Annotated in this window: 10 protein-coding genes; 3 read left to right on the top strand and 7 right to left on the bottom strand. The window is 37.3% G+C overall.

Annotated elements, in window-relative coordinates:
* Positions 1-11: 11 nt before the first annotated feature.
* Positions 12-503, bottom strand: coding sequence for a DNA-deoxyinosine glycosylase (locus DDF69_RS16510; RefSeq protein WP_114821741.1), 492 nt, complete (start codon positions 501-503; stop codon positions 12-14).
* 177 nt (positions 504-680) lie between these two features.
* Positions 681-2,675, bottom strand: coding sequence for a S9 family peptidase (locus DDF69_RS16505; RefSeq protein ID WP_114821740.1), 1,995 nt, complete (start codon positions 2,673-2,675; stop codon positions 681-683).
* Between the two features lie 203 nt (positions 2,676-2,878).
* Between DDF69_RS16505 and DDF69_RS16500 the strand changes: the two genes are divergently transcribed.
* Positions 2,879-3,745, top strand: a complete 867-nt coding sequence (locus DDF69_RS16500; RefSeq protein ID WP_114821739.1) for a chitobiase/beta-hexosaminidase C-terminal domain-containing protein — start codon at positions 2,879-2,881, stop codon at positions 3,743-3,745.
* A gap of 51 nt (positions 3,746-3,796) precedes the next feature.
* Here the strand turns inward: DDF69_RS16500 and DDF69_RS16495 are convergent, their stop codons facing one another.
* The 4 genes from DDF69_RS16495 to DDF69_RS16480 all read right to left on the bottom strand — a co-directional run bounded on the left by DDF69_RS16495 (position 3,797) and on the right by DDF69_RS16480 (position 7,777).
* A complete protein-coding gene (locus DDF69_RS16495) occupies positions 3,797-4,141 on the bottom strand; it encodes a phage holin family protein (RefSeq protein WP_114821738.1) in 345 nt (114 codons plus the stop codon).
* A gap of 119 nt (positions 4,142-4,260) precedes the next feature.
* Complete coding sequence (locus tag DDF69_RS16490) at positions 4,261-4,683, bottom strand: PaaI family thioesterase (protein ID WP_089690417.1); 423 nt, start codon at positions 4,681-4,683, stop codon at positions 4,261-4,263.
* Positions 4,684-4,805: 122 nt separating this feature from the next.
* Positions 4,806-6,359: a GMC family oxidoreductase gene (locus DDF69_RS16485; RefSeq protein ID WP_114821737.1), complete on the bottom strand. Its 1,554-nt coding sequence runs from the start codon at positions 6,357-6,359 to the stop codon at positions 4,806-4,808.
* Between the two features lie 11 nt (positions 6,360-6,370).
* A complete protein-coding gene (locus tag DDF69_RS16480) occupies positions 6,371-7,777 on the bottom strand; it encodes an aldehyde dehydrogenase family protein (protein WP_114821736.1) in 1,407 nt (468 codons plus the stop codon).
* Positions 7,778-7,879: 102 nt separating this feature from the next.
* Between DDF69_RS16480 and DDF69_RS16475 the strand changes: the two genes are divergently transcribed.
* Positions 7,880-8,749 (top strand): helix-turn-helix domain-containing protein, encoded by an 870-nt coding sequence (locus DDF69_RS16475; RefSeq protein ID WP_114821735.1) that lies wholly within the window; start codon positions 7,880-7,882, stop codon positions 8,747-8,749.
* 94 nt (positions 8,750-8,843) lie between these two features.
* Positions 8,844-9,266, top strand: a complete 423-nt coding sequence (locus tag DDF69_RS16470) for a hypothetical protein (RefSeq protein WP_114821734.1) — start codon at positions 8,844-8,846, stop codon at positions 9,264-9,266.
* 368 nt (positions 9,267-9,634) lie between these two features.
* Here the strand turns inward: DDF69_RS16470 and DDF69_RS16465 are convergent, their stop codons facing one another.
* Positions 9,635-10,630, bottom strand: coding sequence for an IS110 family transposase (locus DDF69_RS16465; RefSeq protein ID WP_114821245.1), 996 nt, complete (start codon positions 10,628-10,630; stop codon positions 9,635-9,637).
* Positions 10,631-10,797: the final 167 nt, after the last annotated feature.

The following is a 10,797-nucleotide window of genomic DNA, read 5'->3' as shown; positions in this document are numbered from 1 at the left end:
CTACCCCATTCTCAACTCAAAAACCCCAGAATCACTCTCCACTCTTCCAGCTTTTTTTCAAAGGAAACGGTATGAAGCGGACTTGTGGAAGGCAATAAAAAAATGGGTATTTTATAATCTTTTCCGAGCAGTTTCTGTAAGTTCTTGTATGACTTTCCACCATTGCAAAAAATGGCTTTGATATTCGGATGTTTTTCTAACAATTCAGCAATCTGATTGGCTTCTTCGTTTCTGATTTCAGAATCCAGACTTCCTTTTCTCTCACAGGAATCGATGACATCCCAGAGGGCAATATGATGTTTCTTTATCGTTGCAACTCTTTTAGAATAATCCTCTGTAAATTCTTCTTGCAGCAATTCAAAAATAATTTTCCAGAATTTGTTCTGAGGATGGGCATAATATTGCTGTTTTTCTAATGATTTCACTCCGGGAATTGAGCCTAGAATCAGAATCTCAGATTGGGTATCAATAAGAGGGGGAAATGAAGAAATACGATTTTGCATCTTCAAATATATTGATTTAATTTATTTTAATTTTTAATTAGGCTGGAAGCCGGGAGCCTGAATTTAATTTGCTGAACCCAACCGTAGTTTATTTAGGTTTTAGCTAAAGCTATTGGAATTTTTAATCATAAAAAAACGGGCTAAAGCCCGTTTCTATTGATATCTTATATTGTTTGTCTATAAAGTTTCCTTCAACCAGTCGAAGAATTCTCTCTGCCATACCAATCCGTTTTGTGGATGAAGTACCCAGTGGTTTTCGTTCGGGAAGTATACCAGTTTAGATTTTAATCCTCTTAATTTTGCAGCCTGGAAAGCTTCCTGACCTTGCTCGTAAGGAACACGGAAATCAATTCCTCCCTGAACAATCATGATTGGTTTGTTCCATTTTTCTACAAAGTTGCTTGGGTTGAATTCTGTATAGGCTTTTGGAAGAGGTTTTTCCCATGGAGAACCAAGATCCCAATTTGCAAACCACAATTCTTCCGTAGTCAGATACCAGGATTTCATGTCAAATAAACCATCATGAGCGATGAAAGTCTTGAATCTGTTCTCATGGATTCCGGCTAACATAAATACACTGTATCCTCCGTAGCTAGCTCCTACAGCTGCTACTCTGTCACCATCTACATAAGGTAAAGTTTTCGCAAAGTCTGTTGCTGCCAGATAATCTCTCATTGGCTGTCCGCCCCAGTCTTTTGAAATCTCTTCGTTCCATTTTGTTCCCCAGCCCGGCATTCCTCTTCTGTTTGGAGCCACTACGATATAATCGTTAGCTGTCATAAGAGCAAAGTTCCATCTTACACTGAAAAACTGAGTAAGCGCAGACTGTGGACCACCCTGGCAGTACACCAAAGTAGGGTATTTTTTGTTCGGGTCAAAGTTTGGTGGATAGTGGAACCATACGCCCATTTCTTTACCGTCTGAAGTTTTCACCATTTTAAGTTCAGATTTCCCCTGAGCTAACTTAGCGTATGTATCTTTGTTCGCTTCAGTTACCTGCTTCATTTCCCCATTTTTAACGTTTACAGAGAATAATTCTGTAGCATGGTTTACGTCTGTTCTTCCTACTAAAAGTGAAGTTTTATTGTCTGTAAAGATTTCGTTGACGTCAAAATCTCCTTTGGTGATCTGCTGTACTTTTGCTGATTTTGAATCCAAAGCAAAAAGCTGTTTCGTCCCTCTGAATGCTGCTGTGAAGTAGATTGTTTTTGAATCTGCTCCCCAAAGCACATCTCCTGAAACGCTTTCGTCCCAACCTGAAGTAAGGTTAGTTGTCTTCCCTGATTTCCAGTCTAAGATTTTCACATCATTTTTATCCGCTTCATATCCGTCTCTGGCCATACTCTGCCAGATTAAAGATTTTCCGTCCGGGCTGAACTTAGGGTTTACATCATATCCTTTGTTGGATTCTGTAAGGTTTTTGGTTGTACCTGATGCCAGATCGTAAGCAAAGATATCTGTATTCGTACTTGTAGAATATTCTTTACCGCTTTTAGGTTTTGTAACATATAAAAGCTGGGCAGAATCCGGACTCCAGATGAAGTCTTCAGCACCACCGAAAGGTCTTTGAGGAGAATCCCAGGTTTTTCCTTCCAAAAGGTCTTTTGCTCCTTCTACTTTATCTGAAGCATTCACTACAAATACATGGTTGTATTTTCCTTCATTGAAATAATCCCAGTGTCTGTGGTTCAGGTCTGTGTATACCTGTGCTGTCGTTTTAGGAGTATCAGTGAATTTATCTTTCCCCATCACTTTTTCTACCAATACCTGCTTGCTGAAAGCAATTTTCTTCCCATCCGGAGAAATTACGATATTGTCTGCTTCACCAATGGTATAAAATTCTGTCCAGGTTTTTCCGGCATCTTTAGAAAGATAGATTTTATCTCCTTCCTGAGCATAGATTCCGTTTTTATCCCACTGAATAAGGGATTTTTTCCCGAAATCAATTTTGGAAGACTGGTTATTAAGAACATTCAGAAAATAGTTTTCATTTTTCGTTTTCTCTGTTTTCAGGTCTACCTGCCCTACTTTGTAGATAAGAGAACCCTGATCTGGTGAAACTGCCTGTACCCCAACTTTTTTCAAAGTCCAAAGAATTTCAGGCGTCATTACTTGTTGTGCATTCATTAAAAGCGGAGCTGCCAAAGCCAGCAGGCTGTACTTAAGTTTCATATGTTGATATTCATTTTTAACGGAGGCACAAAATCAGTTGATTTTCTACATCCTTTTATTAAATTCAAAGATTGCCAAAGTTAATATTTAAAATAAAAACGGACGAAAGAATTAACATTAAGTTTTTAAAGTTGAAAAATAATTGATTTATGTATGACAAAACTTTATTAGTTTTACCAGAAATAAACTAATACCCATTTAATATGAAAAAATTTATACTTTTTTCTTCACTTTGTGTGTCTTCATTCTTTTTTTCACAGCTTACGATGAGTCCTTTTCCCAATCATTATTATAATCCTTATCAGGTCACTATTAATGGAAACGGTACTATTTATTATACCACTGACGGAAGCACTCCGACAATTAGTTCTTCCTCTGCTGTAAATAATGTGCAGATTTCTATTGATCAGAATAAAGAGATCAAGGCATTTCTTGTTAACGGACAAGGAAGTTCGTCTCCTGTAATCAGTAAAAAGTATTACACAGGAAGTATTCCTACTGCTGTTATTTATTTTAAAGTTCCTTCTACATGGGTTTCAGGAAGCTGTGTAATGGTTGATATGGTGAGTCCCAATTCTATAGACGGATTTGCCATCGATACCTTCTGGCCCGGAGTTGTGATGCAACCTGCAGGGTGTGAATCATGGTATAAGACTACAAGAGATTTTGAAACTGCCAATGTCCGTTTTAATAACTGTACTCTATTTGAAAATATTCCTGCCACCATCAGCACCAATCTGATTCCGATGGGAAGTACTTTGTATTATGATTTTACGGATGGGGTCATAACCACTCCGCCTTCATGCTTATTTTTAGCGTCTAATGAATCAGTCTCTAAAAATAACAGCGTTTTAATCAAAGTTTATCCGAACCCTGTTTCAGATATTTTAAAAGTAAATACGGACCGGAATTTCAATGAATATGAAATTATAGATATGAACGGAAGAGTGATTTTAAAAGATCAGTTTGTGAAAGAAATTTTAATTAGTCAGCTTATTTCAGGAAATTACTTTCTAAAGCTTAAAGATTCGAAAGGAGATCTGGTGTTACTGAAGTTCGTTAAAAAATAAAGGAATCCGCTCGTTGAGCGGATTCCTTTATTTTGATCTTTTATGATTTAATTAATCTCCATCTGAAAACATAGAGTTCGCCAGTGAAGTTACGATTGATAATAAGATACTGAAGATAAATGCCCACCAGAAGCCATCTACCACCATGCTGTCTATAAAATAGTCTGCAATCAGGACAATTGCGGCATTAATTACCAGCGCAAAGAATCCTAAGGTAAGAATGGTCAACGGAAGGCCGAACAGACTTAAAATAGGCTTTACAAATATGTTAAGAACCCCAAGTACAATCGCAAAGATGATCGCTGAAGAAAATCCTTCAAACTGTACTCCCGGTAAGATTTTAGTTAAAAGATAAGCAACAATTGCCGTAATAAATAGTCGGATAATTAAGTTCATTGTGATATTTTTTAATGTTTATGGGGTTTGTTGAGCAAAAGCTATTCCATTCCGGAAAAAAGAATGCTTTGAAACCCTTTATTGAAGGAATATTTTGCCTTTTATTTCCTCTTAATCTCTTATTTTATTTTCATCATGGTGACTAATGAAGTGGCTACATGACTTTCAGAATCAGAACCTTCGGTCTGAACATAGATTTCCGTTCTCACCACAACAATTTTTCCGCCACCTTTGATGACATAGGATTTTGAAACCAAAGCATCACCCATGGCAGGACGGAGATAGTTCACTTTCAATTCAACAGTTACTACATAACAGTCTTCCGGATAATGGCTCACAGCAGCGTATCCAGAAGAAACATCCACCAGAGAGGCGATCATTGCACCATTGAACATTCCTGCTTTTCTGGTCATCATTTCCATTTTAGGGATCTTCATGGAGATAAAATCTGTTTCTACTTCCAGCAGTTCTGCTTTATAAAACTGTAAGGTTTCCGAACGGCCGAAGCTGTCTGTAATGAGTTTCTTTTTTTCTGGTGTCATGAATTTTATTTTAAACAAAGGTAAGTGCTACAGACTTTTTTATCTCAATGATCTTTCAATTTTTCATTAAAAAGCCGCTCCATAAGTATGAAACGGCTTCTTTTCAAGGTTTTTAACCCTTCTTACACAACAAACGATAACTTTTCAGATGAACCGGACGCTTTCAGATGATGATCGTCTTTGATCATATCGGCGGCTTTTTCACCAATCATAATGGTAGGTGCATTGGTATTTCCGGAAACCACATCCGGCATAATGGATGCATCTGCTACCCTTAATCCTTTTATTCCATATACTTTCAGTCTCGGATCTACTACAGAATGGCTGTCGATTCCCATTTTACAGGTTCCGGTCATATGATGATAGGTGGAACATGATTTTTTGATATAATCTATCACTTCCTCTTTTGTTTTTCCTTCTCCGGGATAGATTTCACCGTCATTCCATTCTTTCATAGCTTCTGTTCTTCCCATTTCACGGCATATTTCAACGCATTGATAAAGGGCTTCCAGATCGGATTCTTCGGAAAGATACATCGGATTGATTTCTGGTGAAGCGGAAGGATCGGAAGAAGTCAGTTTGATATATCCTTTACTGGCAGGTCTGATAAACCCTGCACAGAATGTAAATGCGTTTTCCGGCCCTGTGAATCCCGGGCTGTAGTAAGGAAGTCCCATGAACAAAGGCTGAAGATCCGGGAAAGCCATTTCTTCTTTGCTCTTCCAGAATAGCTGAGCTTCCAATAAATTGGCTTCCGGAGCTGGAATTTCTTTTTTAGCTTTAAAAATCACACTGGTCAACAAGTGATCCTGAAGGTTTTTCCCGACTCCTTTCAGGTCTTTTACTACTGGAATTCCTACAGATTCCAGTTCCTGTTGATCACCAATTCCGGAAAGCATCAGAAGTTTGGCAGATTCTATAGTTCCGCAAGATACAATCACTTCTTTTTCTGCTTCCACTTCTACTAATTCACCGTCTTTCAAATACTGAACTCCGATGCACTCGTTTTCTTCAAAAATCAGTTTCTGAGCCAGCGCATTAGTATGAATATGCAGATTGGGCCTCGATTTCACAGGATCTAAGAATGCTTTTGCGGTAGAACACCTTTTACCGTCTTTTCCTACACTGAGATGATTAAGACCTGCACCCCAGATTTTTTTGTTAAAATCATCTGTCAAAGGATAGCCCAATTCTTTACAGGCTTCAATAGCACTTATTGAAATGGCATTCGGATGTTTGATGCGGCTTACATAAAGCGGTCCTTCCCCTCCATGAATATCATCTTCACCCTCTTCATGGGTTTCTGATTTCTTAAAATAAGGCAGAACACTTTCCCAATCCCAGCCCACACATCCTTTATAAGCCCAACTATCATAATCCTGCTGATGCCCTCTGATGTAGATCATTCCATTGATGGAACTTGAACCACCCAATGTTTTACCACGGGGCCAGTATCTTGCATTTCCTCCTGCATGCTCCTGCGCAACGGTATGATAAGCCCAGTCTCTTTCGGTATTCCATATGGCGGGCCAGCCAGCTTGTTCTTCCACTTCAGCAACTTTATCATCGGGACCTGCCTCCAGTAAAAGGACATTTATATTTTCATTTTCACTTAATCTGTTGGCTATTACAGCGCCTGCCGAACCGGATCCGACAATTATAAAATCGTATTTCATGAGTTCTAACTTTATTTTTTAATGCTGATGACTTTAGGAACTGTGACTGCTTTCAATCCTTCTATTCCGAATTCTACTCCATAACCGGATTGTTTTGCCCCTCCGAAGGGAACAAACGGGTGAATAGCGCCATGCTGATTGATCCATACGGTTCCTGCTTCCAGTTGTGCAGCCACTTTCTGAGCTTCGTCAAGATCATCACTCCAAACGGAAGCTCCCAGTCCATTTTCTGAGTCATTGGCTTTACTGATGGCTTCTTCCAACGTTTTATACTTAATAATTGGAAGTACAGGACCAAACTGTTCTTCGTCTACAATTCTGTCTCCGTTATCTACATTTCCAACCAGAGTTACGGGAATAAAATAGCCTTCCAAATCAGGTTTTTGCCCTTTGAATATGAAGTCTGCTCCCATATTTTCAGCATCAAGAATCAGATCCTGAATTTTATCGTACTGCATTTTATTCTGGATAGGTCCTAAAACACTGGCTTCATCCGCTCCGTTCCCCATTGGAATATTGGAAGAATAGTCTGCCAATGCTTTAACGACTTTTTCGTAATCATTTTCATGAACGTATAGCCTTTTTAAGCAGGCACAGGTTTGCCCCATATTCAAGAAGGTTCCCCAGAAAATTCCATCAATATACTTAGAGACATCAAGTCCGGGTAAAATAATTCCAGCATCATTTCCTCCACATTCAAGGGTTAACCGGGCCATATTTTTAGCAGAAGCTTCAATGACTTTTTTTCCTGTAGCAATGGAACCTGTGAACATAATTTTTCCAATTTCAGGATGTGAGGTAAGGTAACCACCTACTTCTCCTCTGCCGGTAACTACCTGCAAAATATCCTCAGGAAGGACACTATTGATCACTTTTATCATTTCCAGACTGCAGAAAGTGGTATATTCCGAAGGTTTGATGATGACAGCATTTCCCATTCTCAATGAAGGAATAATCTGCCAGATAGCAATCATCAAAGGCCAGTTCCAAGGGGCAATGGCGGCCACCACTCCAATCGGGTTTCTGTATAAAACATCTTTTCGGGTGTCGTCTTCGAAAACAATTTCTTCAGGCAAATCCAGTGATGCAGGAACCTGTGTCCAACCAACACAAGCCTGCATTTCGAAATTAGCTCCAGGACCATTCAACGGTTTTCCCTGCTCGCGGGTAATCCATTCTGCAAGGTGTTGTGAATTTTGCTGTAAAGCTTCCGCTACTTTTAATAAAATCTCTTTTCTTTCTGAATCCGTCCTTGCTGCCCATAGTTTCTGGGCTTTTTTTGCTTTCTCAATTTTGGTATCAATCTCCTCATGGGAAGTATTGGTTACTTCGCCTATAACCTCTAAGGTAGAAGGATTTAGGGATAAAAACCGGGTATCTGGAGTATGGGTTTCCTTGACTGCTGATGTATTTTCCATTGTTTTAAATTATTTTGTATTTTACGTAGTTCGAAAATGGCAATAACATGATATAAATCATTTACCTATTCTCTATTTTTTTTAACCTAAACTCTACCTATCATGGAAAAGATCGAAGAAAGAACTGTTTTCAGCATTCCTTTTGGTGAATTGAATGTATTTGAAACGAATGTAGTTTGTCATGATTTTCCTTTCTATTTTGAAAAGCCTGTCATCACGCTAATGTTGAGTGGCAATAAGATCATTCGTAGTGAGGATGAAACTTTTGAGTTTAATGAAAGAAGTGTATTTATTCCGCCCTGCAATAAAGAACTGAGCATAGATATCCATCCCATTTTCAAAGAACCCACGAAATGTCTGGTACTGAATATTGAGCAGGAGTATATTGACAGTGTATTCTCCGAAGTGATTGAAAACTGGCATCCGGACTGGGACAGAACCGGAATTATGATGAAAGAAAATGCCGTGAAAAAGTTCGTAAGCTCGGATGAATCTTTATGGAGAAGCCTTACCAATCTTTACAACAGAAGAATTGACGGAAATCTTCATAATACCTCGGATTTTCTTTTAAGCTTAAGTTTGAAAGAACTGATTTATGAGCTGATGAAGACCAATGCAAAGCATATTTTGTTGTATTCTGACAAGACAGAAAATGTGCAAAACGGACTTCAGGAAGTGGTTCATTTTATCAAACAAAATTACCGAGAACCGATTACCATCAAAAAACTTTCTGTGATCGCAGGAATGAGTGAAGCCAATCTGTTTAAAAAGTTTAAGCATTCCTACAACTGTACTCCGGTAGAATATATTATCCAGTTGAGAATAGAGCATGCCAAGCACCTTTTGATCAGCAATCCAGAAATCGGGATTAAGAATATCTGTTTTGAATCAGGTTTTAATACATTGGAATATTTTTATAGAAAATTCACTCAGATCACTGGAAAATCACCGAAAAAGTTTAAAATAGACTGAGAGATAAGGCTGGAAGATGGAAGAAAGGAAGATGGAGGTTAGTATCAGTTTTTTATTTCCGGCAGTTATCATTATTCAATAAAGTAATCATCTTATGTATTATAAAAAAGTGTTCATTATTTTAAGTCTTTTCTTATACTGTATCTTTTATGCGCAAACTCTGCATTTGTATGGCGGCGCAGATCAGGATCAGTATCTGGGATGCTTAAACTGTGATAATTTTGATAAAAATTCGATATGGAATAAGTTCAGTGATTATGGAAATGCATTGAGTTCAAAATCTATCTGGAATACCTATGGAAACTACGGAAGCACTTATGGTCCTTACTCTCCGTGGAATGCTTATGCTTCTTATCCTCCGGCGATTCTGGATCAGGATGGGAATTTCTTTGGATTTCTTACTTTGAATCCTTATCAATCTGAGAGATCTGAACTTGAGCTGGCTATGATTTTATGCAAGCATCATGAGGAAATTAAAAATGATGTTGGCGCCTGGTATGAGAAATTGTTCCGGTAAAACCACCCCGTCAAAAATTCTTGGAATTTTTGCCACCCTCCGGAAGAAGCGAATTTTTACGTCTTTTGGTTGGGATATTGGTAAATAATAACTGCATAGAAAAGTATAAGGTTAGATTCCTGCTGAATGACAAATACAACGTTTAGCTTATTCGTACACTTTGCCATTCCGTAAGAATCTCTGCATTGCTTGGTTGAAAAACGCAAAGTCGCAAGTTTTGTCTTAAGCTGTATGTTATAAGGCGCTAGGATTTTATCTCCGATAAAATGGATGATGGTTACATGATAGCTAGAAAATTGTAATGTGGGATTCTTTCAGAATTACAAATACAACGCTTAGGTTATCCATTCGCAATGTCATTCCGATTTCTATGACAAAAACAAAGAATTATTATAGTTTTTTTCATAAAGTTTCCCTGTTCTGATCATTGCAAAAATTCTATGAATAATTTTGTTTCTCACAGCGTTTAAAACTGCCATTTTGTTTTTACCATCACTTATTTTTCTGTGATAATATATTTTTAAATCATTTTCTAGTCTCACAGCTCTCATTGCAGCCATATGGAGTACTGTTTTCAATGATTTATCCGCATAATAAGAAAGTTTAGGTTTAAATTTTATTGATGTTCCGGATTGATAGCCAAAGGGGACCACACCTGCATAACAAGCTAATTTTCTGGGGCTATTAATCTTTGTAAACCCTTCTGTTTTGGCAATAATCATCCAGCTTAATACTTTTCCTACTCCTGGAATACTTTGTATACATCGCTTCTTGGAGTATAAATCTGAGTCATTATCAATGAGTTGTTCTATTTCATTTTCTAAAAAATCTATATGCTTTTCTAAAACTTCAATCTCCTTTTTATTCATTCTTAAAAATTTAGAATCATATCCTATACTTTCAAGTTGTGAATACAGATGTCTTTGTTTTAATAAAGAAGCTCTTAGCTTTATCTTAGAATTTCGCTCAGAAAACAGCACTTTAATTTTCTTTATGTTATCAGAGCATGGTTTCCATTCTATGAGCTCTTTTTCATGTTTCTCTGTGAACTCACAGATCCTTTTAGCATCAATTTTATCATTTTTACCCCTTATTAAGCCTATGCTTTTCTTTAAGTGTAAGGGGTTAAGTACAAAAACTTTAAAATTAAAATACTCCAGAACCTGATATAATTCCCAATTATATCTTCCTGTATTTTCCATGGAAACTATAGTCTCAGATTTTGGTTTTTGAAAAATTTTGAAGAATACTTTGATTGCCTTAGCTTCATTGGCAATAACATAAAAAGAATAAGAACCACACTTTTTAATACAGATATCCAGTGTCTTGGCACTAATATCAATACCTATTACAATTTTTTCCATACTTTTGGTTTAATTTATAAATGGAAGAGCAATTCATCTGATTCTTAACACCTTATAATGGGCTTTAAATCCCGAATTTCTATTTAAGTCTTTTGATGAAAAAGCATTTAGTTCTTTATCGGAATGTGAATCATATTCTAAGGAATCTATAGTGTAACTAAATGCTT

Origin of the sequence: Chryseobacterium sp. KLBC 52 (assembly GCF_003347605.1) — a bacterium.
In the GTDB taxonomy this organism is placed as follows: Bacteria; Bacteroidota; Bacteroidia; order Flavobacteriales; family Weeksellaceae; genus Chryseobacterium.
This window is presented reverse-complemented; position numbering and strand designations above follow the sequence as displayed.

Bases quoted from the DNA above. Each gene is read 5' to 3' on its own strand.
- DDF69_RS16510 (WP_114821741.1), bottom strand. From the start codon at position 503: ATGCAAAATCGTATTTCTTCATTTCCCCCTCTTATTGATACCCAATCT.
- DDF69_RS16505 (WP_114821740.1), bottom strand. From the start codon at position 2,675: ATGAAACTTAAGTACAGCCTGCTGGCTTTGGCAGCTCCGCTTTTAATG.
- DDF69_RS16500 (WP_114821739.1), top strand. From the start codon at position 2,879: ATGAAAAAATTTATACTTTTTTCTTCACTTTGTGTGTCTTCATTCTTT.
- DDF69_RS16495 (WP_114821738.1), bottom strand. From the start codon at position 4,141: ATGAACTTAATTATCCGACTATTTATTACGGCAATTGTTGCTTATCTT.
- DDF69_RS16490 (WP_089690417.1), bottom strand. From the start codon at position 4,683: ATGACACCAGAAAAAAAGAAACTCATTACAGACAGCTTCGGCCGTTCG.
- DDF69_RS16485 (WP_114821737.1), bottom strand. From the start codon at position 6,359: ATGAAATACGATTTTATAATTGTCGGATCCGGTTCGGCAGGCGCTGTA.
- DDF69_RS16480 (WP_114821736.1), bottom strand. From the start codon at position 7,777: ATGGAAAATACATCAGCAGTCAAGGAAACCCATACTCCAGATACCCGG.
- DDF69_RS16475 (WP_114821735.1), top strand. From the start codon at position 7,880: ATGGAAAAGATCGAAGAAAGAACTGTTTTCAGCATTCCTTTTGGTGAA.
- DDF69_RS16470 (WP_114821734.1), top strand. From the start codon at position 8,844: ATGTATTATAAAAAAGTGTTCATTATTTTAAGTCTTTTCTTATACTGT.
- DDF69_RS16465 (WP_114821245.1), bottom strand. From the start codon at position 10,630: ATGGAAAAAATTGTAATAGGTATTGATATTAGTGCCAAGACACTGGAT.